Annotated in this window: 24 protein-coding genes; 7 read left to right on the top strand and 17 right to left on the bottom strand. The window is 69.9% G+C overall.

Going from position 1 to position 24,700, the window contains the following annotated elements; translation table 11 throughout:
* The first annotated feature begins 2 nt into the window (after positions 1-2).
* A complete protein-coding gene (locus ACQPYK_RS38780) occupies positions 3-452 on the top strand; it encodes a DUF6789 family protein (RefSeq protein ID WP_433242830.1) in 450 nt (149 codons plus the stop codon).
* A 174-nt stretch (positions 453-626) separates the two neighbouring features.
* On the opposite strand, the gene ACQPYK_RS38775 is transcribed toward ACQPYK_RS38780, so the two are convergent.
* On the bottom strand, positions 627-956 hold the full coding sequence (locus tag ACQPYK_RS38775; protein WP_433242827.1) for an isoamylase early set domain-containing protein: 330 nt from the start codon (positions 954-956) through the stop codon (positions 627-629).
* A 485-nt stretch (positions 957-1,441) separates the two neighbouring features.
* Between ACQPYK_RS38775 and ACQPYK_RS38770 the strand changes: the two genes are divergently transcribed.
* A complete protein-coding gene (locus ACQPYK_RS38770) occupies positions 1,442-2,071 on the top strand; it encodes a uridine kinase (RefSeq protein ID WP_433242824.1) in 630 nt (209 codons plus the stop codon).
* 132 nt (positions 2,072-2,203) lie between these two features.
* Here the strand turns inward: ACQPYK_RS38770 and ACQPYK_RS38765 are convergent, their stop codons facing one another.
* The 3 genes from ACQPYK_RS38765 to ACQPYK_RS38755 all read right to left on the bottom strand — a co-directional run bounded on the left by ACQPYK_RS38765 (position 2,204) and on the right by ACQPYK_RS38755 (position 3,599).
* Entirely contained in the window at positions 2,204-2,476 is a 273-nt protein-coding gene (locus ACQPYK_RS38765; RefSeq protein WP_433242821.1) for a hypothetical protein, read from the bottom strand.
* A gap of 123 nt (positions 2,477-2,599) precedes the next feature.
* The gene (locus ACQPYK_RS38760; RefSeq protein ID WP_433242818.1) at positions 2,600-2,836 is read right to left on the bottom strand and encodes a hypothetical protein; all 237 of its coding nucleotides are present in this window, start codon (positions 2,834-2,836) and stop codon (positions 2,600-2,602) included.
* Positions 2,837-2,930: 94 nt separating this feature from the next.
* On the bottom strand, positions 2,931-3,599 hold the full coding sequence (locus ACQPYK_RS38755) for a hypothetical protein (RefSeq protein WP_433242815.1): 669 nt from the start codon (positions 3,597-3,599) through the stop codon (positions 2,931-2,933).
* A 205-nt stretch (positions 3,600-3,804) separates the two neighbouring features.
* Here ACQPYK_RS38755 and ACQPYK_RS38750 point away from each other — a divergent pair, with 205 nt between their 5' ends.
* A complete protein-coding gene (locus ACQPYK_RS38750; RefSeq protein ID WP_433242812.1) occupies positions 3,805-4,701 on the top strand; it encodes a hypothetical protein in 897 nt (298 codons plus the stop codon).
* Here ACQPYK_RS38750 and ACQPYK_RS38745 read toward each other — a convergent pair.
* Positions 4,679-5,587, bottom strand: a complete 909-nt coding sequence (locus ACQPYK_RS38745) for a Vgb family protein (protein WP_433242809.1) — start codon at positions 5,585-5,587, stop codon at positions 4,679-4,681. The genes ACQPYK_RS38750 and ACQPYK_RS38745 overlap by 23 nt on opposite strands.
* A 73-nt stretch (positions 5,588-5,660) precedes the next feature.
* Positions 5,661-7,271: a ribosomal protection-like ABC-F family protein gene (gene abc-f / locus ACQPYK_RS38740; RefSeq protein WP_433242806.1), complete on the bottom strand. Its 1,611-nt coding sequence runs from the start codon at positions 7,269-7,271 to the stop codon at positions 5,661-5,663.
* Between the two features lie 133 nt (positions 7,272-7,404).
* On the opposite strand from abc-f, the gene ACQPYK_RS38735 reads away from it, so the two are divergent.
* Complete coding sequence (locus ACQPYK_RS38735; RefSeq protein WP_433242803.1) at positions 7,405-8,007, top strand: TetR/AcrR family transcriptional regulator; 603 nt, start codon at positions 7,405-7,407, stop codon at positions 8,005-8,007.
* Positions 8,008-8,014: 7 nt separating this feature from the next.
* On the opposite strand, the gene ACQPYK_RS38730 is transcribed toward ACQPYK_RS38735, so the two are convergent.
* Entirely contained in the window at positions 8,015-8,476 is a 462-nt protein-coding gene (locus ACQPYK_RS38730) for a MarR family winged helix-turn-helix transcriptional regulator (RefSeq protein WP_433242800.1), read from the bottom strand.
* 56 nt (positions 8,477-8,532) lie between these two features.
* Here ACQPYK_RS38730 and ACQPYK_RS38725 point away from each other — a divergent pair, with 56 nt between their 5' ends.
* On the top strand, positions 8,533-8,937 hold the full coding sequence (locus tag ACQPYK_RS38725) for a VOC family protein (protein WP_433259046.1): 405 nt from the start codon (positions 8,533-8,535) through the stop codon (positions 8,935-8,937).
* A 316-nt stretch (positions 8,938-9,253) separates the two neighbouring features.
* Here the strand turns inward: ACQPYK_RS38725 and ACQPYK_RS38720 are convergent, their stop codons facing one another.
* The 5 genes from ACQPYK_RS38720 to ACQPYK_RS38700 all read right to left on the bottom strand — a co-directional run bounded on the left by ACQPYK_RS38720 (position 9,254) and on the right by ACQPYK_RS38700 (position 14,119).
* Complete coding sequence (locus tag ACQPYK_RS38720) at positions 9,254-9,715, bottom strand: hypothetical protein (protein ID WP_433242797.1); 462 nt, start codon at positions 9,713-9,715, stop codon at positions 9,254-9,256.
* Positions 9,716-10,005: 290 nt separating this feature from the next.
* Positions 10,006-10,155, bottom strand: a complete 150-nt coding sequence (locus tag ACQPYK_RS38715; RefSeq protein ID WP_433242794.1) for a hypothetical protein — start codon at positions 10,153-10,155, stop codon at positions 10,006-10,008.
* Between the two features lie 359 nt (positions 10,156-10,514).
* The gene (locus ACQPYK_RS38710) at positions 10,515-12,140 is read right to left on the bottom strand and encodes an ISL3 family transposase (RefSeq protein ID WP_433258777.1); all 1,626 of its coding nucleotides are present in this window, start codon (positions 12,138-12,140) and stop codon (positions 10,515-10,517) included.
* 325 nt (positions 12,141-12,465) lie between these two features.
* Positions 12,466-13,326 (bottom strand): alpha/beta fold hydrolase, encoded by an 861-nt coding sequence (locus tag ACQPYK_RS38705; protein WP_433242791.1) that lies wholly within the window; start codon positions 13,324-13,326, stop codon positions 12,466-12,468.
* Between the two features lie 178 nt (positions 13,327-13,504).
* Entirely contained in the window at positions 13,505-14,119 is a 615-nt protein-coding gene (locus ACQPYK_RS38700) for a TetR/AcrR family transcriptional regulator (RefSeq protein WP_433242788.1), read from the bottom strand.
* Positions 14,120-14,520: 401 nt separating this feature from the next.
* Between ACQPYK_RS38700 and serS the strand changes: the two genes are divergently transcribed.
* A complete protein-coding gene (gene serS, locus ACQPYK_RS38695) occupies positions 14,521-15,813 on the top strand; it encodes a serine--tRNA ligase (protein ID WP_433242785.1) in 1,293 nt (430 codons plus the stop codon).
* A 114-nt stretch (positions 15,814-15,927) separates the two neighbouring features.
* On the opposite strand, the gene ACQPYK_RS38690 is transcribed toward serS, so the two are convergent.
* The gene (locus tag ACQPYK_RS38690; protein ID WP_433242782.1) at positions 15,928-17,148 is read right to left on the bottom strand and encodes a hypothetical protein; all 1,221 of its coding nucleotides are present in this window, start codon (positions 17,146-17,148) and stop codon (positions 15,928-15,930) included.
* Between the two features lie 305 nt (positions 17,149-17,453).
* Positions 17,454-20,531 (bottom strand): class IV lanthionine synthetase LanL, encoded by a 3,078-nt coding sequence (gene lanL / locus ACQPYK_RS38685; RefSeq protein ID WP_433242779.1) that lies wholly within the window; start codon positions 20,529-20,531, stop codon positions 17,454-17,456.
* Between the two features lie 367 nt (positions 20,532-20,898).
* Here lanL and ACQPYK_RS38680 point away from each other — a divergent pair, with 367 nt between their 5' ends.
* On the top strand, positions 20,899-21,810 hold the full coding sequence (locus tag ACQPYK_RS38680) for a helix-turn-helix domain-containing protein (RefSeq protein WP_433242776.1): 912 nt from the start codon (positions 20,899-20,901) through the stop codon (positions 21,808-21,810).
* Here ACQPYK_RS38680 and ACQPYK_RS38675 read toward each other — a convergent pair.
* The 3 genes from ACQPYK_RS38675 to ACQPYK_RS38665 all read right to left on the bottom strand — a co-directional run bounded on the left by ACQPYK_RS38675 (position 21,802) and on the right by ACQPYK_RS38665 (position 24,697).
* Entirely contained in the window at positions 21,802-22,599 is a 798-nt protein-coding gene (locus ACQPYK_RS38675) for an SAM-dependent methyltransferase (RefSeq protein WP_433242773.1), read from the bottom strand. The genes ACQPYK_RS38680 and ACQPYK_RS38675 overlap by 9 nt on opposite strands.
* 146 nt (positions 22,600-22,745) lie before the next feature.
* On the bottom strand, positions 22,746-23,942 hold the full coding sequence (locus ACQPYK_RS38670; protein WP_433242771.1) for an FAD-dependent monooxygenase: 1,197 nt from the start codon (positions 23,940-23,942) through the stop codon (positions 22,746-22,748).
* A gap of 170 nt (positions 23,943-24,112) precedes the next feature.
* Positions 24,113-24,697: a TetR/AcrR family transcriptional regulator gene (locus tag ACQPYK_RS38665; protein ID WP_433242768.1), complete on the bottom strand. Its 585-nt coding sequence runs from the start codon at positions 24,695-24,697 to the stop codon at positions 24,113-24,115.
* Between the last annotated feature and the right edge of the window lie 3 nt (positions 24,698-24,700).

The raw sequence follows: 24,700 nt of genomic DNA, 5'->3' as shown, positions 1-24,700 counted from the left end.
TGATGCGTAACCTGGTGAACGGAGCCGTCGGCGGAGTGCTCGCCACCGCGGCGATGAGCGGGGTCATGCGCGCCGGAAGCAGGGCGGGCCTGATGTCGGACCAGCCGCCCAAGCGGATCGCGCGTGCCTTCCTCCCCGGTCACAGGCACCGGCCCAAGAGCGGTGAGGGAGTACTGGGGGCGATCACCCACTTCGGCTTCGGCGCGGCCTGTGGTGCCCTGTTCGCGCTGGCCTGTGGGCGACGACGCGCGCCGGTGGCCCTCGGCGTCGGCTACGGGCTGGCCATCTGGCTGGTCAGCTACGAGGGCTGGGTGCCGCGCCTGGGCATCCTGCCGCCGATCTCCGGCGACCGGCCGGGGCGCCCGGCGGTGATGGCGACCGGCCATGTGGTGTACGGAGCGGCGCTCGCTCTGGCGGTGAACCGTCTCGGCGGTGCCGGCCGGAGGGCATGAGCGGTGCCGGCCGGAGGTGAGCGGTGTCGGCCGGAGGGCATGAGCGGTGCCGGCCGGACGTTGAGGGGGGAGACCGTCTCGGCGAATGGCGATCGTGAAGACGGCGGAACTCTGTCCCGCGACACGGCCCGCCGGGCCGCAGACGGTTGCCGTGCCGCGCGGTGGGTGTCGTGACTACACGGCGGGTGCCGCGACGCTCTCGCCCGCCGGATCCTGTCGGACCATCGGGTTCAGGCGTCCGCCGTGCTCGTCGTGGTGGTCGGCGTCGGCGTCGTCGAACCATACGCCGCCGTCGGCCAGGTAGCGGAAGCGGATGGGCTGCTGCGACGGGACGGTGAGACTCACCTGGTAGGTGCCGTTGTCCTTGCGCTGCATCGGGTGGGCGTAGGGGTCCCAGTCGTTGAAGTCGCCGACCAGTGAGATCCCGCCCAGGGGCTGGTCGGCCGGCACGGTGAAGGTGAGTTTGACCTGCCCGTTCTTGGTTGGCTTACCGCGTTTGATCATCGAAGTTCTCCTGACATCACTGTCTCCATGGGTGGCCGGCCGTGGTCGTGGTGACGGTGGGGCGCGAAGGCCGCGCCATCTCCCCGAATGTGCGTCCTCCCGGACGGGCCACGATCGGGAAGCCGACATCAAGTCACGGACAAGCCGGTAACGATCCACATGGTTAGTTACCGTCTGTGATGACTTAACAACATGGTGTATCGACTTTTGGGCGGTATAACGTCCGACTTTGACGAGATCATGGTGGTTAACCGGTCCACGGGACGCGCTCAGAGGATTTTTGCCCTTCTGGCTCCCGTGTCGGGATTGAGGTGAAGAAGGAACTGGCGCCGCGATGGCGGCGCGGGTGGTGCGCGTGCCGGGATCGGCGGCGCGGGCAACCCCGTGTACTGATATCGGCGGCGCGGGCAACCCCGTGTACTGGTATCGGCGGCGCGGGAAAAGCGGTGTGCCGCCTCCCTGATCCCCGGTGAAAGATGGGCCGTATGAACATACGGCCCATCTCGCCGTCGCTGCTGGTCGAAGAGCTCGCCGACCGGATAGCCGCGGAGCCTTCGGGTTCCTGGGTGCGGGTGGCGCTCGACGGCGCACCGGCGGCGCAGCCGGAACGGCTCGCGGACGCGCTGGTCGACCCGCTCCGCCTGCGTGGCCGCGAGGTTCTCCGGGTGTCCTCCGGTGACTTCCTGCGTCCGGCGTCGCTGCGCTTCGAGTACGGCCGGACCGATCCGGACGTCTTCTACACCGACTGGCTCGACACGGGAGCCCTGTTTCGCGAGGTGCTCGGCCCGCTCGAACCCGGCCGCTCGGGCAAGGTGCTGCCGACGCTCTGGGACAGCGTCACCGACAGGGCCACCCGTGCGCCCTACGTCACCGTGCCGCCGGGCGGGGTGCTCCTGCTGGACGGTGCCCTGCTGCTCGGCCAGGGGTTGCCGTTCGATCTGACCGTTCATTTGTGGCTCTCACCGGGTGGCCTCGCCCGCCGTACTCCCGAGGAGTGGCGGTGGACCCTGCCCGCCTACGCGCGCTACGAGCGGGAGGCCGAGCCGGTCGGCGTCGCCGACGTCGTCGTCCGTGCCGACGATCCGAGGCATCCGGCGATCGTCAGGCGGTCGTGACGCCCGGCCGGCGCCGTACTCGCGGGTCGCGACCGATGTCCGACGTATGAACGGATTGCGACCGATGTCCGACGCGTGAGCGGGTCGCGTTCCCCCGGAACGCGACCCGCTCACACGCGCCTGATCGCCTGACTAGACCCCGGCGCGCGAGGGCATCCTGCTCTCGCCGTAGGTCTCCTCGAGCATCTCCCCGCTCATTCCGCGCGAGTCGGTATGCGTCTCCTCGATCCGCAGCGCGATTCCCAGCGCGAAGAAGGTCGGCGCCCACTGGCCGATGAAGATCCCCCACCGGTCGGCGCGGTCCATTCCGGCGTTCTCCATCGAATTGGAAGCCAGCCAGGACGCGAACGACAGACCGATCGAAGCAGCCCCCGCCGTGTACATCATGCCGGACTTTACGCCCATCTTGTGAAGCATATTGATCATTTTGTCCCCCTGATGATGGTTCGTCCTTATCGTTACCACTTGATGTCAGATGTAACCGATCGTCGGGAAACGTGATTCGCCGTGCCGTACCCGGCGGATCGATCAGGGGCCTCCGGGACGGGTGTCACCGGCCTCGTCTGCCTGCCTGCGCAGCTCCTCGCGGCGGCCCTCCAGCTCGTCGGCGAGGGCGTCCTGCTGGTCGGCCATGTTGATCAACGCCGACCGCTCGGCGGCGTCCGTCGGGCCGATCTCGCCGACCTGTCTGCGCAGCTCGGAGGCCTCGGTGCGCAGTCGCGACATGTCCTTCTCCACCTGCCTGAGTTCCTCTTGAATGCTCATTCGTTGTCCATACCCCCGCTTTCGGCCTCGATTCCAGAGGACCGGCCGCGATCGAGACCCTCGGAGCGCGGCCGGCGTCGCCGCAGGCGAACGGTCAGCGTCGCCGCAGCCGGTAGGCCAGCGCCCCGGCGACCGCCAGCACCAAGACGGCGGCCACCGCGTACGGCGGGCGCCACCAGGAGTCCCGTTCCACGGCCGCGGTGGTGGTCGCGTCGTTCAGGGATCCCATCGCCCGGGGGGACGGGGAGGAGAAGGACGCAGACGGGGAGGAAGGCACGGTCGGCAGGTCGGCGCCGCGGCCCGCACGGAAACCAGGTGGGTGGACCTCGCCCCAGTAGTCCTTCCGCGGTCCGATCGCCTTCCGCAGGTCTCCCGGGACCGGATCGACCTTCAGGCTCCCCGGCACGGTGAGGGTGCCGATCGAATAGGGGGCGAACCACCCCTGGACGGCCTTCACCTTCCAGGTCCCGGCCGGCAGCGAGACCGCCGCCGCGTAGTGGGCCGGTTCCCGCAGCTCCACGCCGGTGAAGTGGACGCTCCTGGTCCCGTCGATGAACGTCAGCCCGACCTCGCCCAGGTCGGGGCCCTGATAGGGGTGCGTGCCGTGCTGGAGCAGCCAGAAGCCGAGCGTGTAGGTCGTGTGCGGGCGCACCTCCGCCGGAACCGGGTCCATGGAGGTGATCGCCCAGCCGCCCGCCCGGGCCGGTGCCGCCAGGGCGAGCACGGGGGTGAGGATCGCCAGGATCAGCAGGATTCTTCTCATACCGGTGATACACCGGCCGGACCGGCCGGGTTCCGGCGTGCGGCGGGATCGCGGTCTCCTGCCGCATGCCGTACTCCGCCGGGCATGGGCCGGCCGCCTTCGGCGGGATCGCGGTCTCCTGCCGCATGCCGTACTCCGCCGGGCGTAGGCCGGCCGCCTCCCGGCGGGGGATTGCCGGCGGATGCCGATGTCCGAGGCTTGGACCATGCACGGTCATCAGCGGTTCGGTTACGGCGTCGCGGCGCTGCTGCTCGCCAGCAGTGCCTTCCACCTGGTCGTCTACGCCGTCGACGGCGGCGGCTGGGCGGGGCCGGTCTCGTGGCGCAAGCCGATACTGTTCGGGTTCTCGTTCGGGGTGACGCTGGCCTGCCTGGTCTGGGTCACCGGCAGACTCCGGCCCGTCCCCCGCCGTGGCGGGTGGCTCGTCGGCATGCTCGGCGTGGCGAGCTTCGTCGAGGTCGCGCTGATCGGCCTCCAGCGCTGGCGCGGCGTGCCCTCCCACCTCAACTTCGCCTCTCCGGTCGACGCGGCGGTGTCCGCCACCCTCGCCGGGTTCGCGATCGTCGGCCTGATCCCGCCGATCGTCATCATCGCCTTCCTGGCGTTCCGCGGTCTGGACGCGCCGCCGAGCATGCGCCTGGCGATCCGTGCGGGCATGGCCGTCCTGCTGCTCAGCCTGCTCTCCGGCGCGGCGCTGATCGCCAACGGAAGGGCCATCGGACTGCCGCCCCAGGCGACCGATCTGTCGATCTTCGGCACGGCCGGGCAGCTCAAGGTGCCGCACGCGATAACCCTGCACGGCCTCCAGGTGCTGCCCGCGCTCGCCGCCCTGCTGACGCTGACCGCCTGGACCGAACGCGCCCGGACCCGGCTGGTCGCCCTGGCCGTCGCCGGCTACGGCGGGCTCGTCGCGGTGAGCGCGCTGCAGGCCGCGCAGGGGCTCGCGCCGGCCGACCTCACCGTGATCTCCGGAGTCCTGCTGACGGGGAGCGCCACCGCGCTCGCCGTCGCGGGAGCGATGACGCTGGCCAGGCTGCGAACGGGAGGGCGGACGGGATCGCCGGCCGCCGCTTCGCGTCTCAACGCGGAGCGGACGTACTGATCCGGGCGAGCGCCCCGGTCTCGAGCGCCACCCACAGCGCGCCGTCCGGACCGGCCGCGATACCGTGCGGCTCCGAGGACGGGGTCGGCAGCTCGTGCTCGTCGATCCGTCCGTCGGGAGTGATCCGCCCGACGCGGTTGGCGCCCCATTCGGTGAACCAGCAGTCGCCGTCCGGGCCGGCGACGATGGCGTGCGGTCGGGCCCCGCGGTCGGGGAGCGGGAACTCGTCGATCCGCCCGCCCGGCTCGATCCGGCCGATCTGACCCGCGCCGATCTCGACGAACCACAGCGCGCCGTCGGCGCCGGCGGTGATGCCCACGGGGGCGGCGCCGGCGGTCGGCAGCGGGTGGACCGTGATGTCACCGTCCATGCCGATCCGGCCGATCGCGTTGGCCTGGTTCATCGTGAACCACAACCCGTCGTCGGGGCCCGCGGCGATCGCGGACGGGAACGCCCCCGCGACCGGGAGCGGGAACTCGGTCACCGCGCCGCCGGTCGTGACGCGGCCGATCCGGCCGGCATCGGTCTCGGTGAACCACAGCGCGCCGTCGGCTCCGGACGCGATCCCGAACGGCCCGGCGTCCGGCGTCGGCAGCGGGAACGAACCGATCTCCCCCTCCGTGGTGATCCGGCCGATCCGGTGACTTCGGTACTCGGTGAACCACAGGGCGCCGTCCGGGCCGGAGGTGATGACCGTCGGCCCGCACGAGGCCGGATCGAGCCGGTGGGTGGTGAGCTCCCCGTCCGTGGTGATCCGGCCGATCAGGCCGTGATGGACCATCGTGAACCACAGGGCGCCGTCCGGCCCCGCGGTGATCCCGTACGGCCCGGCGTCGCGGCCGGACACCTGGAGCTCCTTCACGGAGACGGTCGGGACATGTGACATGGTGGGTTCCCCTTTCGGACCGGCTCCGGGCCGGGACGGATGACAAAGATCGTGCTGGGTCGGATGACGGGTCTCAGACGAGGCGGCCGTCGCGCATCTCGATCTCGGTGCCGGTGAACCGGCTGCGCAACGCGCGATCGTGGGAGACGACCACGAGGGCGCCCCGGTAGGCGCCGAGGGCCTCCTCCAACTCCTCGACGAGGGTGAGCGAGAGGTGATTGGTCGGCTCGTCGAGCAGCAGCAGGTCGGCCTCACCGGTCAGCAGCCTGGCCAGGGCGAGCCGCCGTCGCCGGCCGACCGACAGCGCCCCGACCGGCGTCCGCAGGTCCTCGGGCCGGAACAGGCCCATCGACAGCAGCCGGGCGCGGTGCTCGTCGGGATATCCGGGCCGGCCCTCGGCGTACGCGTCGAGGACGCTCCGCTCCGGAAGGACCGGAGGCGAGTCCTGCGGCAGGTGGCCGATCCGGCCCCGGTGCCGTACGGTCCCGTCGTCGGGTGCGAGGTCACCGGCGAGGATCCGCAGGAAAGTGGACTTGCCCGCGCCGTTGGCGCCGTGGACCAGCAGTCGCTGCCCCGGCTCGACGGTGAAGGAGTCCACCGAGAGCCGGTCTCCCACACGGACGGCGCGCAGCTCGGCGACCGATCCGCCGGCCGTGCCGTGCCTGAACAGCCCCGCGAACCGCAGGGGCTCCGGCGGCTCGGGCACCGGGTCGTCGTGAAGCCGGCGCAGGCGTTCCTGCGCCTGGCGGACCCGGCCGGCGACCGAGCTCTGCACCCGTCCCGCGTTGCGGTCGTAGGCCATCTTGTTGCCGTCCTTCATGGCCCGGCCGTGCGCGACGCGGTGCGCCGTGGTCGCCGCGAAGGTCTCCACCCGCTTGGTCTCCTCGCACCAGTCGGCATAAGCCTGCTCCCAGCGCTGCCGGGCCGCCGCCTGCTCGGCGAGGAAGCCCGTGTAGCCGCCGCCGAACCGGGTGACCCCACCCCCCTCGACCTCCAGGATCGAGGTGGCCACCCGGTCGAGGAAGAACCGGTCGTGGGACACCGCGACCACCGTGCCTCGGTGCGCCCGTAGCCGTTCCTCCAGCCAGGCCGTCGAGGCGGCGTCGAGATGGTTGGTCGGCTCGTCGAGCAGCAGGATCTCCGGGGAGGCCGCCAGCAGGCAGGCGAGGCCGAGCCGGGCCTGCTCGCCGCCGGACAGGCCGCCCAGCGGGCGGTCGCGGCCGAGGTGCCCGAGGCCGAGGTCGTGCAGCGCCTTGTCGACCCGGGCGTCGGCCTCGTAGCCGCCGCGCGCCTCGTAGGCGCTGAGCAGGTCGCCGTATTCGGCGAGCCGGTCCTCGGTGAGGTCGGCCTCCAACTCCCGCATCCGCCGTTGCATGGCGCGCAACTGCGCGAGCGCGGCGTCGACGGCGTGCTGGACGGTCTGTTCGGGGGGCAGACCGATGGTCTGGCCGAGATGGCCGATCCCGCCGCCGGCGGTGACGACGACCTCGCCGTCATCGGCCACCTCGACGCCGGCGATCAGCCGCAGCAGGGTGGACTTGCCTGAACCGTTCTCCCCGACGATCCCGACGCGCTCGCCGGGCTTGACGGTGAAGGAGACGTGGTCAAGAACCGGCTGCTCGCCGTACGCCTTGGAAACTTCTCGCAGGGTGAGTTGAGTGGACAGGACGGGCCTCCGGAACACGATGGGAACTGGTCGTCGCGGTGTTCGGTGAAAGGCCCATGGCCACTGCGCTCCTTCGCTGTCTTAATGCAACTGAGTTGTATTAAGATGGAGTATGCCCGATGTGCCGCAACATGTGCAACCGGAGGTGGTCATGACGTCGACCGGAGCGGTCAGGCCTGGCGGGCGCACCGCGAGAGTGCGCGAGGCCGTGCGCAGGGCCACCCTGGCCGAGCTGGCGGAGAAGGGATACGAGGGCCTGACCGTGGAGGGCGTCGCCCTGCGCTCCGGCGTGCACAAGACCACGGTCTACCGGCGCTGGGGCAGTGTGGAGGGGCTCGCCGCCGACGCCCTCGACCTGGCGGGGGGCGAGCCGTGGCCGGTTCCCGACACCGGCACGATCGAGGAAGACCTGCGGGAGCTGACCCGCCTGGTGGTGACCGGCTTCGCCGATCCCGAGACGGGGCCGATCTCGACCGCCTTCATCTCGGCCTCCGCGCGGAACCCGGTCGTCGCCGGGGCCCTGCACGCGTTCTTCGCCGCGCGCCATGAGCAGTCGGCGCCCCTGGTCACCCGGGCGGTCGAGCGTGGCGAACTGCCGGTGGGCACCGATGCCGCCGACCTGGTCAGGACCGCCGTCGCGCCGCTGTACTACCGGCTGTTCATCAGCGGCGAGCCGGTGGACGAGCGGGTCGCCGACCGCGCGGCCGCGGCGGCCCTGGCGGCGGCCCGCGCCGGGGTGCTACAGGAGCCCTGACGGCGCGTCATCGGCCCGTGGCCGGGCCCGGGCGGTCCGTCAGGTCCGCGTACACGCGTAGCAGCAGGTCGTGCAGCAGGGCGCGCTCGCGCTCGTCGAGGGGCGCCAGCACGGTGTCGCGGACGGCGGCGGCTTCGGCGGTGAGCGAGGTCAGCGCGGCGCGGCCGGCGGGGGTGGCCGTCACGCGGACGCGCCGCCGGTCCACCGGATCGCGGGTCCGCTCGGCGTAGCCGGCCGCGGTCAGCTCGTCGATCACCTTGACCACATCGCTGGGGTCGATGTCCAGCCGTGCGGCGAGGTCGCGCTGGGCGTGCGGGCCGAAGTCCGTCAGCGCGGCCAGGACCGCCATGTGCCACAGGCGCAGCCCCCTGCCCCCGAGTTGCTCGGCGAGCCGGACCCGCGAGGCCTTGCCCACCTTCGACAGCAGGTAGGTCGTCAGCGCGGTCAGGGTGGGCGGTGTCTCGTCCATGGTCTCTATTGTAGGGTTGAACCAATCATTGGTCATCACCTATGAATAGGGGTGTGATGGACGCACTTCACCCGCGCCTGCTGGTGGGCCGGTTCGCCGACTGCTTCCGGTTCTACGACGCGGTGCTGCCGGAGTTGATCGGGGCCAGGCGCACGCGGGGCGCCGAGAGCGGGCCGTACGCGAGCTGGGACGTCGGCACCGAGGGCGTGCTGATGCTGTTCGACCGCGCCGCGATGGCCGCGGTGACCGGCACCACCGGTCTGCCGGCCGAGGCGGCGGCCCAGGATCGGGCCATGCTGGTCAGCCGCGTCGGCGACGTGGACGCCGGCTTCGAGCTGTGCCTGCGCCACGGCGGGCGCCCCGTCGCGCCGCCCGCCGACCGCCCGGAATGGGGTCCCGGCCTGCGGACCGCGCATCTACGGGACCCGGACGGCAACCTCCTCGAACTCCAGTCGTACTGAACCGCCCCGGAAGGGGAGACGTTGCGCGCGGCACGGCCACCTGGCCGTGCCGTCCGCCGAGAGGCGTCCGCATGGCGCCGGTGACCACGGACGGCCAGAATGTGACCAGCAGCCATCCCTGACCCTTCGTATGACCCGTCACAGGGCGATGTCACATCCGTAACACGCGATGGCAACGCTCATAGGCTTGTGGTGGTCTGGAGTGCGGACGGGCAGGACCCGGAACATCGTCAGATGGCCGTCCACGGCGCGGACGGATGGGCCGGTGAACTCTCGCCCGTGGCCACGGTAAACGTTGTTTTCCCGGCCCGCTCCTTCAACGTTGGCCGTTGAGGAAGCCGATCACCACCGCGCCCCACCAGCAGACCTGGGAAATGAACGCGGTGGTGGCGCCCCAGGCCAGCAGGCGCGGCGGGAGCGAGGTGGGCCCGCCTTGCTCCATGCGCCGGCTGAGCAGCCCTGTCTGCAGGCCGTTGAGGGTGAGCAGGAGGACCAGCGCCAGCTTGGTGCGGGTGAGGGGAGAGGCGAGGTCGGGGTGGAGGATCACGCCGCTGACGACGAGCCCGGCAAGCCCCGTCCAGACCGGCAGGTGCAGGCGGGTGGTGCTGACCAGAATGTCACTCAGGGTGCAACGACCAACCATCCAGAGCAACCCGTGGTAGTCGGCGACCAGGACGGCGCCGAAGCCCAGCACCAGGGAGGCCAGGTGGACGAAGAGCGCAACGGTGCGCAGCGTGAGGTCGGCCTGCAGGTGAGCGGAGACCCATACACAGCCCAAGAGCGCCAAGCATGCCAGCAGCGCGGCCGCCCCAACCGTCCACCAAGAGTCATATAGGCGTAGCGGCCTGGCGGCCGGATGGGGTTTTGAGAGCACGACTGCGACAGACGTCTGCGGGGGGGACATGGGGTTCTCCTGGAACAGTGGAAGTTAGGCAAGGCACACCTAACACACTCGGCGAGTGTAGCGGGCTACGGTCGATCACTCCCAGCCGGGGATGAATATCCCCCGATACGCCCCAAAACACGATAAAACCCGGCTTGACTGGCGGGCCTGAGCGACCTGCAACGTCACCCCCGGTCGTTTTCGGCATGGGCCGGCAGGCCGCGAGCGCCTCCGGCGTACGGCGTCGCCGTCCCTGCGGCCACCACTTCCGCCAGGATGCGGCGATCCACGGACGCATCGACCGCGCTCATGGCCAGGCGCTGCGGCTCGGCCACTCCAGCATCTCAACCTCCGCCTGCACCGGACGGTCGACTGCGCGCCACCCCCAGGCTTGAGCGATCTCCCGGATCGATCGGCCCGCATGCCAATGCACCAAGATCTCCGCAATGTCGATCACGCGGAACGTCCTCCGCGCCATGATCGGCTCCCCCCGAGCCCCCTGCCGGACTACAAAAAGGATCATGGACGTCGCTGACCAGGTCCAGACGACACGCACACGCCGTGACTTGGCTCAATAGCCTGAACAAACTCCCAGGAGCTGGCTCAATACCCTGAGCGCGATCTTGTCGGAGTGGCTCAATAGCGGGCTCTTGGTCACTTTCTGGGGACGGTCACGTTGGGTGACCGTCCTGGCTCAGTTGAGCAGCGCGATCTTTCTGATCAGGTCGAGATTGGCTCGGCCGAACATGAGCCTCTTCCAGAATTTGATCTTGCAGATGATGCCTTCGACGGCGCCGGATGAGTAAGTCAGGGTGAGCCCGGCTCGGACCGCGTCGTAGTCCTGTTCGAGGCCGCGGGCGAGGGAGTGGAGGGCGGGCAGGTCGTCGGTGCGGACGGCGGTGATCCAGTCACCCAGGCGATGGCCTTGGCGTTCGGTCATCATCGTGGCGAAGTCACGGACGTGTCGTGTGGTGGCCGCCAGTTCGGGGCTGCGTTCCAGGATGCGGGCGAGGTGTTGGGTCTCGTGTTCGGTCAGGTGGTCGGGGTGGGTCATGATCCACCGGATGACGCGTCGGGGCTTGGGCGGCGCCGGGGCTGCGGGTGCGGGTCGTGCGCAGCTCGGGTCCGGACGCGTGGGCGAGGGCGGGGTTCCCCGGAATTGGTGTAGGTAACGGCGCACGGATTGGACACTGCCGGTCCATCCACGGGCCTGGAGTTCGGCGTGCAGGACGCTCGCGTTGGTGCGGCCTTCGTTCCAGCGCTGGTTGAGGTAGGGCTTGAATCCGTCGAGGGTGCCGGTGCGGTGGGTGGATTTGAACAGGACCTCCTCAAGGTTCTGGGCTCGGGTGAACCGGCCGACGGTCGCGCGGCCGATCCCCAGCCGCCGGGCGATCTCGGTCTTGGAGTGGCCTTCCTCCAGCAGGGCGTGGATGGCGGCGTATCGTTCCCGGTGACGGGCGACCACAGGGCGTTCACGTCCCAGCACGTCGTGAGCGCCGTCCTGTGGCGGTATCGGCTCGGCTGCCGGGTCGTGCGGCTGAGCGTGCGGGAGCGGCGTCTCCTGCGCTTCTTCCTGCGTCATGGGTTCCGATTCCGGTTCGCGCAGGTGGGCACGGTGGGCGATGACGGTCTTCTCCACCGCCTTGCCCAGGTCTTGCCACAGGTGGAACCTGTCGGCCACTTGCTGGGCTTCGGGCGCTCCCTGCCTGGCTCCGGCGGCGTAGGCTCCGGCACGATCTCGGCAGATCACGCGGACGCCGGGGTGAGCGCGAAGCCAGTCGGTGAGCGTGCCGGCCTCCCGGTCGGGCAGCACGTCGATGATCCGGTGCCGCCGGTGCTCATCGGCCAGGTCGACCAGGACGCTGGCGTAGGAGTGGCCTTTGCGTTTGGCCCAGTCATCGACACCCAGCACGGCGACCTGCCCCACCTCGGGGTCGGGCAGTGCCCTGATCAGCCGGAGCAGTGTGCACCGGGAGACGATCACGCCGAGTACACGCGCCAGCCGGCTCCCCGCGCTGCCCGCCAAGGCCAGCGCGATCCGTTCCAGTAAGACCCGTAATCCGGCCGTGCGCCGCTGATGCCGTTCGGTCAGCCCGTTCACCTGCTCGGCGAATGTGGTCAGCGGGCATCCGGTGTTGCCGCAGACAAACCGGCGGACCTCCAGCTCGATCAGCACCGGCCGCCCACCGCACGACAGGTCGTGCAACCGGCGCCGATACCGGTCGTGCACTCGCGATGAGGCCCGGCCGCACCCACGGCATTCGGCCCCTTCGGCACGCGTGCGCGCGACGATCCGTACCCCCTCGCCCTGGTCCTCCATTCGCTCCACGGACAGGCCATTGAGCTGTGGGAACAGAGTTGCCAGGAGGCGGGCCTGGTCGTTGGACGGGGCAAGCGGCACAATGATCCCTCTGCGGTCGTTCCGGATGATCAGATCGTGGTGATCCAGATCGTGACGGAACGGCCGCAGCCACGCGCACCGCGTTACATGATCGCGACTTTCACGTAATTGAGCCACCCACCACCGCTCGCTCCACGCAATGGAGCCGGCTCAAGCTGACGGCCTTGGATCGCGGACAGTCACCGCTCCCCAGAGAGTGACCAAGAGCCCAATAGCGTGACCGCTGACACAGAAGAACCTGTTCTTATCGCGCGGTGTGCCGGAGGATCGCGGCGGAGATGCGAGGCAACGCCGGTGGCGGGAGCTCGTGTCCCATTCCCTCGATGAGCAGGAACTCGCTGTCGGCGATCGCGGCTGCCAGAGCCCTGCCGTGGGCGACGGGCGCCATCGGATCGTCCGACCCGTGAATCACCAGAGTCGGGACGGTGATCGAGCCGACGAGCCCGGAGCGGTCACGCGAGGCGAAGACCGCGAGGATGTGGTTCTGCGAGGCGGGGGCCATGCCGGTGGCACCCTCGATCTCTCGTTCGATGACCGCGCGCGTGGCGGCCTCGTCGAACGCCGTCAACCGTCCGGAGAGAATGCGAGCCAGATCGAGGTGCGCCTCGACGCGCTGCTCCCGGGTGCTGGGCGGATTGGCGACCTGCTCGGCGTCCCAGGCGGCCAGCTGTGGATCCCGGGGCGTGCCCCGGAAGGTGTTGGTCGCGGGATCGAGGGGCTCGGCGCTCGACATGATGACCGTCAGACTGCGCAGCCGGTCGGCGTGCTCGAGCGCGATCTCTTGAGCGATCATGCCGCCCATCGACGCGCCGACCACGTCGGCGATGGCGATGCCCAGGCCGTCGAGCAGGTCGATCGCGTCCTGCGCCAGGTCGGTCATGGTGTACGGCCGGGCCTCGAAGTCGACGCGGCTGGACAGCCCGGTGTCCCGGTTGTCGTAGCGGATGACATGGCGTCCATCCTCTTGGAGGAGCCGGCAGAGCTCATCGGGCCAGGTGGTGCCTCGGGCGCCGAGGCCCATCACGAGCAGCAGTGCGGGATCGGCCGGATCCCCGAACGTCTCGCACCACAGACGGATCCCATCGGTCTCGACTACGCGTTCCACTGTGTTCTGCCCTTCGTTCTGGCTCGGACGGATCGTGGCGACCGGCATCACGGCGCTGTGACGTCCCGCACGAGGGCAAGCGCTCACGGACCGTCCGGCGAGTCCGTGTTCTCTTCCGTGATGCCTCTACGAGAAAAGTATACGCAGGTTAACCTTTTAACTTGAACGGTCGAAGCCCTCACTGCTCGGCCGACGCTTGCAGTACGGCGTGCATCTGCGCCCGCAGATGCACGCTCAACGCTTGGGCGTCACTGCTCAGCCGCGCGGCGAGCACCGATGTGACCATCCCCATGACGGAGGTGACGGCGATTCTCGCCGCGAGGTCGGACAGTTCCGGTCGCACCTCGATCAGCAGGCCGACCCATTCCTCGCGCAACCTTCGCATCTGGCGGTTGAGCCGCCGCCGGTCCCGCTCCGGCAACCACGGCAGCTCGCTCTGCATGACCAGGGTCAGATCCGGGTTCTCCACGGAGAACCCGGCGAACCAGTCCACCAGGGCGATCAGCGCCTCCCGCGGCTCCCGGTCCTGATCGGCCAGTACGGCCTGCATCCCCTCCTGCAGACGCTCCAGTGACAGCTCGATCAGGGCCAGGAGAATGGCCTGCTTGCTGGGGAAGTGCCGGTAGACCGCAGGTCCGGTGATGCCCGCCGCGGTTCCGATGTCGTCGATGCCGGTGTCGGCGTAGCCTCGCTCCACGAAGAGCCGAGCGGCCCGTAGCAGGATGACGCGCTTGCGCACCCCGTGCTTGCGCCCCTGCGCGATGAGCGATTCCAGCTCGTCGGACTCGGCCACTGGCATATCCTCCAGAGCAAAAAGGGAACTACAGTTAACTTATCCTGGTCGGCTCGCCGGGCCGGTCAACGCCCGGCCCGGCGGGATGAATTCTGCCGCAGAAGTCCAGGAACGCCCTCCGAAGCGCAACGGCGGCCCGGACGGCTGCGGGCTCCTGTGGGGACGGACCGTTGCCCCTGCTCATCCGGACACTTGCGACCTGGGTCCCATGTGCCTTACAGCCCGCGCTCCGTGCGCCTTACGGTCCGTGCTCCGTGCGCCTTACGGTCCGTGCTCCGTGCGCCTTACGCTCGCGCTCCGTGCGTGGCCGGGCCGTGTCCGGTACGGCGGCCGGACGTCCGGCAGCCGCGTGCGACAGAATTCGACTGTCCGAGACACCGCTCAACCGAATGAGGACTCTCATGCATGATCCTCGCGCCCTCCTGGAAATGGGGGACGAAGCCGTACGCCGCCTCGCCCGACGCGGCCACACCCTGGACCTCGCCCGGCTGGAAGGACTTTCCTCCCGGCGCAACAAGAGCGTCCAGTCGGCTGACGAGCTGCGTGCCGAGTCCAACCGCGTCGCCCAGGAGGTCCCGAAGGTCGCCCGCGCGGGCGGCGACGTCTCCGAACTCAAGGACCGTGCCCGCCGGCTCAAGGAGCGGATCCGCGACGCCGAGGCCGAGCAGGTGGCGGCCGAGGCCGAACTGCGCGACTTCCTGCTGGGCGTTCCCAACCTCCCCCTGGACACCGTGCCCGACGGTGACTCGGAGGACTTCGCGGTCGAGGTCCGCCGCCACGGCACTCCCACGTCGTTCTCCTTCGAGCCCAAGGACCACGTCGATCTCGGCGAGGCCATGGGCATCCTCGACTTCGGACGCGCCACCAAGCTGTCCGGGCCGCGCTTCAGCGTCGCCAGGGGCGCGGGAGCCGCGCTCGAACGCGGTCTCGCCGCCTTCTTCCTCGACCTGCACACGCGCCGGCACGGCTATACCGAGTGTTCGGTGCCCCACCTGGTCACACCCGAGGTCATGACCGGCACCGGCCAGCTCCCCAAGTTCGAGGAAGACCTGTTCAAGAGCGGCGTCGGGTCGAGGGAGCTCTATCTGATCCCCACGGCCGAGGTGCCCCTGACGAACCTGCACGCCGGGGAGATCCTCGACGCCGCGGCGCTGCCGTTCGCCTACACCGCCCACACGCCGTGCTACCGCTCCGAGGCGGGCTCCTACGGCCGTGACACCCGCGGCATCCTCCGTCTGCACCAGTTCTCCAAGGTCGAGCTCGTGCGGATCTGCGCGGCCGAGGAGTCCCAGGCCGAGCTGGACAAGATGCTCTCCCACGCCGAGGCCTGCCTGCGGGAGCTGGACCTGGCCTACCGGGTGATCATGCTCGCGGCCGGTGACACGGGGTTCTCCGCGCAGGTCACCTACGACATCGAGGTCTGGCTGCCGACCCAGCAACGCTACCGGGAGATCTCCTCCTGCTCCGACTGCGGCACCTTCCAGGCCCGCCGGGCCGCCATCCGGGTGCGCGACAAGGACGGCAGGAAGTCCTTCGCCGCCACCCTGAACGGCTCCGGCCTGCCCGTCGGCCGCACCATGGCCGCCGTGATGGAGCAGTACCAGCAGCGGGACGGTTCCATCGTCATGCCGGACGTCCTCGTCCCCTATGTGGGGTTCAAGGCGATCGGCCCCGACGGGACACCCCAGAGGTGACGCACCGGCTCCCGCCGCCGTGGGCGGCGGGAGCCGCCGTTGCGCCCGCCGCCGTTGCGCCCGCCGGCGGCCGTGCCCGCCGGCGGTGTGCGCGCGAGGCCCGGTGATCGGCCCTCAACGCGCGTGCGACAGCCGATGGAGGTCGCCCTGGATGAGGCGGAGCTCTTCCAGCGCCCGGCTCGCACCGGTCCGGCGCGACAGCGTCCACGCCTGGCGGGCGACTCCGGCCAGGCGCTCGCTCTCATGCGCGTCGGCGTACGCGTGCGCGAGGCGGGCCATGTTGTAGGCCGTGATGTAGTTCGACGGAGCCCCCGGGATATCCCGTTCCAAGATCTCGATCGCGTCGGCGGGATGGTGGAGCTGGATGAAGCATCCGGCGGCCAGGGCGTTGTGGAAGCCGGTGGAGTAGTCGAACCCGCCGGACGCGTCGTCCTTCACGTTCTCCTCGGAAGCCTCGGCCGTCTCCTCGGCCGACTCCTCCAGGCGGCGGTGGCACATGTCCTCGGCTCCCGCCATGGCGTGGCCCTGCGCCTCGTGCCGGCGGGCCATCGCGTCCAGCGGGGGCGGGGAGACGACGTGCTCGCGAGCGGCGACGGCGAGGTCGATCAGCCGCTCGGGGTTGCCCCGGGCGTCCTGGAGCCCGGCCCGGCGGGCCAGCGTGTAGGCCACCAGCCGCTCGTCCCCGGCCTGATGCGCCGCCAGCAGGGCGCGGTCCGACCACGCCAGCGCCTCGCCGAGGTCACCGGCCTCGTAGTGCATGCGGCTGATCACCTCGGCGTCCTCCGCGCTGAGCATGAGCAGCGCCTGGCGGACGCCCGACCTGGCGTCGCGGTGCAGCCCGTCGATCGCGGCGAATACGGGAGACAGGGCGCCGATCGTACGGGCCGGACGGAGATCGGGACGAAGATCCGGGCGGGAGTAGGCTCTCAGGACGGTCCGGAAATAGGCCACCGTCTGGTCGTCGGCCCGCCGGGGGTCCTCGATCGCCCGGCCGGTGCGCTCCTCCTCCTCGGCCGAGAACGTCCCCGCCATCAACGGGATGCCGGTCAGGTGGTGCCAGAGCGTCGTGCCGGCGGCCTCCCCGCTGAAGAGGTCCGCCTCGTTCATGTCGAAGGCCCGGCAGAACAGCTCCGAGTACAGCTCGTCGGGCCGTCGCTCGCCCGCCTCCCAGGAGCGGACCATCTCCACGAGCTCGTCATGGGAGGGCAGGCGATCACGGGTCGTGTCGTCCGCGGCCTCGGTCAGCCGTCTGCCGAGTTCCTGACGGCTCCACAGGCGGCCGTGCCGCCAGGCGCGCAGGCGGGCGGCCCAGGTCGGAATGTCGATGGAGATCATCGGTGCATCCTCTCGACACATGGGCGGGAAAAGACATTTAACCCACCCGGGGACATCCGCCCCCATTCTCCCCCGTTCATTGTCGGCTGTTTTCACAAGAATGCTAAAAACTCGGACGGCGACCGTATCGGCCCCGGCCACCGCACCCACTTCGCCGCGCGCCGGCGCCCTGCCCGCCCGTGCACGGGCGGGCAGGGCCCTGACCTCAGTTGTCGGTGCAGAAGGGGTGGATGCGGCAGTTCGTCAGCCGGGCCGCCTCCGTGGCGACCGGCTCACGCTCCTGCAGACCCTGGAGGTCCTGAACGTCAGAGGACATGGTTTTCACCTCCCTCGCCGATTCCACGGCCGCGCGGACGCGGCACCGCCTGTCCGAAACCGCCGCCTCCTGGGGGAAGGCGGTGGACCTGTGACGGGGAATCGCCGTCGTTCCCCATGACGTCGTCGAGCATCCACAGCCGCGCGTTGCGGTGACGCAGCCGGATGAGGAAGGCGAGGACGCCCGCCGTACCGCCGAGAAACGTCGGGGTGACCCTGGCGCGGGGGTCGGGCACCAGGAGCCTGCCGAAGCGGTTGACGGCTCTGGCCGCCAGGCACCCGGCCAGATCCTCCGCCCAACGGAGGTATCGGCCGTCGGCCGTGAAATCCGCCATGTCGAGGAGGAAGTCACCCTCGCCGGGAAGGCCGTGACACGGCACCGACCCCGTCTGCCACCGGGTGCGGTGGACCGCGACCGCCGCCTTCTCGGCCAGCAACAGCGCGGCCGGATCCCCAGTGGCGCTCCAGTAACGGATGAGGAAGGAACCGATTCCCGACGACCCGCTGCACCAGTGGGGTCGGCGCGGGCGAAGCGTGCGCGGCTCGTCCGGGAGGGTCGGCCACCACGCGGTGTCACCGTCGAGGTCGGCGTGCTCGTAGAGGGCGTGGGCCACCTCGCGCACGCTCGCCATCCAGTCCGGCCGGTCGAAGGCGATGGCGGCGTACAGCAGCGCCGTGCCGATGCCCGCGCCGCCGTGCGCGAAGCCGAGATGGTCCGCGCCGGCGAGGCCGGAGTCGAACGATCGAGGCGTGGGCCAGCGGGGACGCCCGTCCTGGTACGAGCGCGCCTCGTGGAGGTTCTGGAACATCTCGGCGGCCCGCGCGCGGAGCCCGGGTTCGCCCGAGCGCAACGCGACGCGCAGGACGGCCATGCCGCAGCCGGCCAGGCCGTGCGTCACGTCGGGGCTCGGATGGTCCATCGGCAGCCGGCTCGCCGCCCACAGCGCGAACTCCCCGGCCTCGCCGTCACCCGCGATCTCCGCCGCGTCGTACAGGGCCCAGACGGCCCCCGAGCGCCCGAAGTACAGGCCGGGACGCCATGCCTCCTCGTCGGCGAGGCGGCGGCGGAGCCAGCGGACGGTGGCGGCGACCGCGCGGCCGACGGCACCCGCCTGCGCCGATCGGCGATCGCCGGATTCGGGGTGGTGATCGCCATGTTCCGTGAGCGAGGCCAGTGCCAGGACGCCGAGGATCCCCGCCGCGCCCCCGTTCACCGCGCACGGGTCCGCCTCGACGCCGTCGGCGACGTTGGGCCACGGTGACGGGCTGGCGTCGCGGGTGTCCATCGTCTCCGTCAGGCGCGCGAGCCCGTCGGCGACGAGATCGTCGATCCTCGCCGATGTCCTGCTCTCCTCGTCCGCGGCGGCGGGGGAACGGCTCGTCCCGTCCGGGATCGTGGGGAGGCGGTCCCGGACGTCGGCGCAGGAGGGAGGGTGGTTCTGGACGTCGGCGCCGGCGTCGGTGGGGAGACGGTCTCGGACGTCGGCGTCGGTGGAGAGGCGGTCTCGGACGCCGGCGTCGGTGGAGAGGCGGGCCGGGTCGAGCGCGTCCAGGAACTCCGCGCACCTGTCGAGCGACCAGCGCCGGTCGGGCTCTCCCAGCAGCCCTTCCACCAGCGGGCGCAGCAGGGCCAGCGGGGGATTGACGGCGGCGACCCGGCCGACGTGTTCGATGATGCGCCGCCCGCTCGCCGGTCCCGTCACGTCGTCCTCGGCCAGTCCCGGGGCGGCGCCGACCACGAGGAAGTACACCAGCGCGCCGAGAGCGTACAGATCGGCCGACTCCCGCGGGGCGGGGCGGAACCGTCCGCTGTGGGGCGACAGCTCGGGCGCCAGGTAGTCCGGGGTCCCGCCCACCATGACGACGGTCCCCGGCTCGGCCGCGTGCTCGAGATCGACCAGGCGCAGATCACCGCCGGGCAGGAGCATCACGTTGTCCGGGGAGAGATCACGGAAGACGTGGCCGTGACGGTGAACGGCCCGTATCGCCTCGACGAGGCGGACGGCGACGGGCACGACCTCCGCCGCCCCGTTGCCGAAACCGCTGTGGCCGACAGGCCCGGCGTGCTCTTCCGCCCAGCGTCGCAGCGTGGTTCCGGGCACGAACTCCTCGACGAGGAAGACGTGCCCTCCCTGCTCGAAGAAGTCCACCACGGCCGGCACGACGCCCGTGGCGGCGAGAGCGTCCAGGCAGGAGCGCTCGGCCCCCAGGCGATCCCGGGCGTCCTTGCCGCTGAGATCGGAACAGGCATGAGGACGCCCCTCCTTGACGATGACCTCCGCACCGGTCTTGGTGTCCTCGGCGATGTAGACGCCGCCCCGGTTGGCGTGCCGTACGGCCTCGCGGACGACGAAGCGGTCGTTCAGCACGACGGCGGACGGCTTCGGCGCTTCGGAGGTCCGCTCTTCCGACGGTGTCCGGGAGGTCCGGTGCTCCTGGAGAGCCGTGAAGGGGGACGTCGCGAAGGGCGGCGGCGAGAACCGCGGCAGCCGCTCGTCGCGGACCAGCTCTCCCTCCGGCGTGCGCAGACGCACCTCGTAGAATCCGTCGTTGCCGAGCATCCGGTGCCCGTCGAACGCCCCGTAGCGGTAGTGGACGATTCCCCCCGCCCGGTAGGGATGGTCGGAGAGGATCGCCGGGCCGGGAAGCCCTAGGGTGACCTCGTCCAGGTCGGCGGCCAGCCGTGCCGACTCGTCGTCGTCGAGCGGGTAGGCGGTGACGAACTTGCCCGCGTGGGCCCGGGGACAGTGCGGGGCCAGGAGTTCCCAGTAGTCGTCCAGCCGTGCGGGAAACTTGAAGGCGCATCTCGCCCCGATGAGCACCGGGGCGACGCGGGACAGCACGACGGGGGCGGAGAGCATCGTCGCGGACACATGCAGCTTCCACCCCTGCATGGGCATCGGATATCCGTCAGGGGTTACTTTGCACCAGAATTCTCCGTCACCGGCCGACCATCCATGGGCCCCCGCACGTCTGAGTTCGGCGATCACGATGTCGCGCAGGAGGTTTTTCTCACCGGAACGAGTTTTCAAGAGAAATCCTCCTTCGGCTATGGTGGCCTGCGGCATCTGGCGACAGGATCGCCCATTACTCTGGCGAATGACAGCAGGTTTGCGCTATTGTCATGGCGCCAGTCATGGTTTTGTGTAGGTTTACACCTATAAATATCTTTAATGAGATAGAGGGAGCCCGGGAATTCCCGGTCGTGAGCGTCGGCCCTCCGGTCCGTCGGGCCGTCGGCGAAGACCGGGGCGGGGTGTGACGATCTCCAGGCGAGCCTTTGAGGCGATTTAGGTAATTTGCCAGGAAGGTGTATTTTGTCCTGTGCACCCAGAGGGGCGAGTGCTCCGTGTGTGGGCCAGAATATGGTTGTCCGATTCTCGTTTCAGAATGTGAAACGGTTGCGCCATCCAAGAGTGGCGTCGGGGAGTGATCATGAGCACGGAACGTGCCGAGGGTGTGACGGCGCACGACGGCGTCCTCACCCGGTCCAGCGGCGGTCCCACCATTCTGCGCATCCTGCTGGGCACCCAGCTGCGGCGTTTGCGCACCGCCAAGGGCATCTCCCGGGAGGACGCCGGATACGCCATCCGCGCCTCCCACGCCAAGATCAGCCGACTGGAGCTGGGACGGGTCGGATTCAAGGAGCGTGACGTCGCCGACCTGCTGACCATGTACGGGGTCACCGCCCCCGACGACAGGGCGCCGCTGCTCGCCCTGGCCCGTCAGGCCAACGCCCCGGGCTGGTGGCACAAATACGGTGACCTGCTCCCCAGCTGGTTCGAGGTCTACGTCGGGCTGGAGGAGGCCGCCTCGGTCCTGCGGACCTACGAGGTCCAGTTCGTCCCGGGCCTCCTGCAGTGCCCGGACTACGCCCGGGCCGTCATCATGCTCGTGCACAACAACGCCGCCGCACAGGAAGTCGATCGCCGTGTCGCCCTGCGCATGGCCCGGCAGGAGCGTCTCACCCGGTCGGACGCGCCGACGCTCTGGGCCGTGATGGACGAGGCCACCCTGCGGCGCCCCATCGGGGGGCCGGAGGTGATGCTCGCGCAGATCGACCACCTGCTGGCGGTGACCGAACTGCCCAACGTGACGCTGCAGATCATGCCGTTCCACCGGGGCGGCCACGCGGCGGCGGGTGGTCCGTTCTCCATCCTGCGCTTCCCCGAGCGGGATCTGCCCGACGTGGTCTACCTCGAGCAGCTCACCAGCGCCCTCTACGTCGACAAGCTCGACGAGACCGACCACTACATGCAGGTCATGGACCGCCTGTGCGTCCAGGCCTACTCCGCGGCGGAGACCAGGAGGTTCCTGCGCGACCTGCGCGAGGAGCTGTCAGGCTGATTTCCGGCCGACCCCGCCGAGCACGAGCATCCGCGTGAACGGCGCGTCCATGCGGGGCCGCCACTTCGTCACGTCGACCAGGCCCGGCTCGACCAGGTCGAAACCGTCGAAGAACGGCAGGATCTCGTCGTGGAGCCGCATGTCGATCGTGAGGGGCCCGCCCGCCATCGCCGCGCGGGCCCGTGCGACGGCCTCGGGGTCTCCCTCGGCGCTCGGCTGGGAGATGGCGATGTGGCTTCCCGGCGCCATGCGCTCGCGGAACAGGCTCACGATCCTGGCGGGCACCTCGGGGCCGGGGAAGAACTGCAACACCGCCACGAACAGCACCCCGACCGGCTCGTCGAAGTCGATGAGCTTGTTGAGCTCCGGGTCGGCGAGGATGCTCTCGCTGTCACGGAGGTCGGCGCGGATGGAGACCACGCGGTCGTCGGTGGCCAGCAGCGCGTCGTTGTGCACGGACACGATGGGGTCGTTGTCGACGTAGACCACCTTCGCCCCGGGGTGGATCTCACGGGCGATCTCGTGGACGTTGGGTGAGGTCGGGATGCCGGTGCCCAGGTCGATGAACTGCCGGATGCCCGCCTGGGCCATGAACTCGACCGTCCGGCTCAGGAACAGCCGGTTGGCCCGGGCCAGCGGAGGATAGTCGGGCGCTTGGGCCACGAGCATGTCCGCGTAGTCGCGGTCGACGGCGTAGTTGTTCTTGCCGCCCAGCACGTAGTCGTACACGCGGGCCGGATGCGGGACCGTGGTGTCGATGCCGACGGGCATCGAATGATCATCGCTCACCCGGCCGAGTGTATCTACCACGCCTGAAATGATCGATGGTGCTTTTCCGGAGCCACCCTTACTTTTCGGGTGCCGCCCTTATCCGCCACTCGGGACGTCCGCCACTGGGGATGTCCGCCACCCGGGACGTCTGCCACCCGGACGGCTCAGTAGTCCTTGAGGTCGATGGCGACGGCCGCCTGGTGGATCTTCTCGGCGACCTTGGCCATCATGCGCTCCTTGCCGGGCATGCGGTTCATCAGCGCGAGCAGCTTCAGCGACAGCCAGACCTGCGCTCTGCTTGCCAGCACCATCCGCTTGATGTTGGCCGGTCCGAGCTTCTGGTTCTCCTCGGTGAAGTTCCGCATCGCCTTCTGGTAACCGTCGAACCCGGCCTCGTGGTCGCCGGCGGCGGCCAGCTCCCCGGCCAGGACGTAGGCGCCGACCAGGGCCAGACTCGTGCCCTGCCCGGAGGCGGGCGAGGCGCAGTAGGCGGCGTCTCCGACCAGCACCGTCCGTCCCTTCGACCAGCTGTCCATGTGGACCTGGCTGAGGGAGTCGAAGTAGAAGTCGTCCGCGTCTTCCATGCCGTCGAGCAGGCGGGGGACCTCCCAGCCCTCGCCGGCGTAGGCGTCGGCCAGAAGCCTGCGCTGCCGGTCGCGGTCGCGCCGGTCGTACGACAGCGGCTCGGAGGCGAACAGGAACATGGCCTTGGCCCCGGCGTCCCCGGCCGTGCTGTAGGTCAGCGCGGTCCTGCGGGGGGCGACATAGGTGAGCTCCCAGCGGTCGAGGTCCAGGTGGTTGGGAACGCTGAAGATCGAGACGTAGTAGCCGAGGTCGCGGACGAATCCCGCTTCGGGGCCGAAGACCAGAGCCCGGGTGGTGGAGTGCAGTCCGTCGGCGCCCACGATCAGGTCGAAGGAGCGGGTCCCGCCGCTTTCGAAAGTGACCCGTACTCCGTCGCCGACCTCGGTGACGGAGGTGATGGAGTCGTCGAAGAGATACTCCACCTCGCCCTTGGTCAGGTCATAGATGACGCGGTTCAGGTCGCCGCGCAGGATCTCGGCATCCTCGCCCTCACGTCCGCCGAAGGTGTCGCCGTCCATGCTCGCCAACCGCTTGCCGGTGGCGGTGACGATCGATCCGCCACGTACGTCGGTGCGCAGGCGCCGGATCTCGTCCATGACGCCCATGCGCTTGACCACCTCCAGCGCCGCGCCGCGGATGTCGATCTTGTAGCCGCCCTCCCGGATCGCGGGGGCCCGCTCCACCACCGTGGGGGTGAAGCCGTGGCGGCGAAGCCAGTAGGCCAGTGCGGTGCCCGCGATGCCGGCGCCCGAGATCAGGATGGTCTTGTCACGCATGGGGGGCTCCCTGGTCGGTGCTAGGTTCCGCCTGTGCAGCCGACAGTACTACCGTGTAAGACGCTTGTGCAATACGCCCGCCTAAGACATGTGTTTCAGTCTCGGACTCTGCTTCCCCGTCGTCGGCACGTCGTGGACGTGGCGTTGCACGGAGCCCACCGGAACGCCCGTCAGGGGGCGAGCGATTCGACGAGGGTGCGGGCGAAGGCCGCTGCCGCCTGTCTGTCGTCACGGTGTCCGGGTGTGGACATGTGGCCGAGGAAGGCATGCTGGAAACAGGCGCCGAGCAGGAGGCCCGCGGCCGCCTGGACGTCGGCGTCCGGTCGCAGGCGGCCCTGTTGCTGTTCGGCGCGCAGATACGCGGCGATCGCTTCGTTGACCTTGTGCGGCCCGACACCGTGGCGCTGCAGTTCCTCCTTGTGGGCGGCCAGAGTGTCCGGATCGGCGAACATCGAGGCGAACATCGGAAAGCCGCCGCCGTAGAAGGTGATGGCCGCCTCGGCCACGGCGGTGAGATTGCCCGCGACCTCCCCGGTTCCGACCTTGCCGTGCAGCGCCTCGCCCAGCCAGCCGAAGCCTGGTGACCGCTCTCGCATGACCGCCACGAGCAGGTCGGCCTTGTTGGCGAAGTGCTTGTAGAGGGCGGCCTCGGTGAACCCGGCGGCCCGTGCGATCTGTCGTGTGGTGACGTTGGCCAGACCTTGCTCGGCTATCACCTTGGCCGCCGCGTCGAGGATCACGTCCCTGGTTCCCATCCC

It is taken from the genome of Streptosporangium sp. CA-135522 (assembly GCF_050949235.1).
Taxonomy (GTDB): Bacteria; Actinomycetota; Actinomycetes; order Streptosporangiales; family Streptosporangiaceae; genus Streptosporangium.
Note: the sequence above shows the minus strand (reverse complement) of the source record. Positions and strands in the feature narration are given on the sequence as shown.

What these genes read in the sequence shown, in the direction of transcription:
- ACQPYK_RS38690 (WP_433242782.1), bottom strand. Translation starts at nt 17,148, where the DNA reads ATGATCTCCATCGACATTCCGACCTGGGCCGCCCGCCTGCGCGCCTGG.
- ACQPYK_RS38775 (WP_433242827.1), bottom strand. Translation starts at nt 956, where the DNA reads ATGATCAAACGCGGTAAGCCAACCAAGAACGGGCAGGTCAAACTCACC.
- ACQPYK_RS38680 (WP_433242776.1), top strand. Translation starts at nt 20,899, where the DNA reads ATGAGCACGGAACGTGCCGAGGGTGTGACGGCGCACGACGGCGTCCTC.
- ACQPYK_RS38710 (WP_433258777.1), bottom strand. Translation starts at nt 12,140, where the DNA reads ATGGAGGACCAGGGCGAGGGGGTACGGATCGTCGCGCGCACGCGTGCC.
- ACQPYK_RS38755 (WP_433242815.1), bottom strand. Translation starts at nt 3,599, where the DNA reads ATGAGAAGAATCCTGCTGATCCTGGCGATCCTCACCCCCGTGCTCGCC.
- ACQPYK_RS38730 (WP_433242800.1), bottom strand. Translation starts at nt 8,476, where the DNA reads ATGGACGAGACACCGCCCACCCTGACCGCGCTGACGACCTACCTGCTG.
- serS (WP_433242785.1), top strand. Translation starts at nt 14,521, where the DNA reads ATGCATGATCCTCGCGCCCTCCTGGAAATGGGGGACGAAGCCGTACGC.
- lanL (WP_433242779.1), bottom strand. Translation starts at nt 20,531, where the DNA reads ATGCCGCAGGCCACCATAGCCGAAGGAGGATTTCTCTTGAAAACTCGT.
- ACQPYK_RS38725 (WP_433259046.1), top strand. Translation starts at nt 8,533, where the DNA reads ATGGACGCACTTCACCCGCGCCTGCTGGTGGGCCGGTTCGCCGACTGC.
- ACQPYK_RS38665 (WP_433242768.1), bottom strand. Translation starts at nt 24,697, where the DNA reads ATGGGAACCAGGGACGTGATCCTCGACGCGGCGGCCAAGGTGATAGCC.
- ACQPYK_RS38760 (WP_433242818.1), bottom strand. Translation starts at nt 2,836, where the DNA reads ATGAGCATTCAAGAGGAACTCAGGCAGGTGGAGAAGGACATGTCGCGA.
- ACQPYK_RS38735 (WP_433242803.1), top strand. Translation starts at nt 7,405, where the DNA reads ATGACGTCGACCGGAGCGGTCAGGCCTGGCGGGCGCACCGCGAGAGTG.
- ACQPYK_RS38770 (WP_433242824.1), top strand. Translation starts at nt 1,442, where the DNA reads ATGAACATACGGCCCATCTCGCCGTCGCTGCTGGTCGAAGAGCTCGCC.
- ACQPYK_RS38750 (WP_433242812.1), top strand. Translation starts at nt 3,805, where the DNA reads ATGCACGGTCATCAGCGGTTCGGTTACGGCGTCGCGGCGCTGCTGCTC.
- ACQPYK_RS38780 (WP_433242830.1), top strand. Translation starts at nt 3, where the DNA reads ATGCGTAACCTGGTGAACGGAGCCGTCGGCGGAGTGCTCGCCACCGCG.
- ACQPYK_RS38745 (WP_433242809.1), bottom strand. Translation starts at nt 5,587, where the DNA reads ATGTCACATGTCCCGACCGTCTCCGTGAAGGAGCTCCAGGTGTCCGGC.
- ACQPYK_RS38765 (WP_433242821.1), bottom strand. Translation starts at nt 2,476, where the DNA reads ATGGGCGTAAAGTCCGGCATGATGTACACGGCGGGGGCTGCTTCGATC.
- ACQPYK_RS38670 (WP_433242771.1), bottom strand. Translation starts at nt 23,942, where the DNA reads ATGCGTGACAAGACCATCCTGATCTCGGGCGCCGGCATCGCGGGCACC.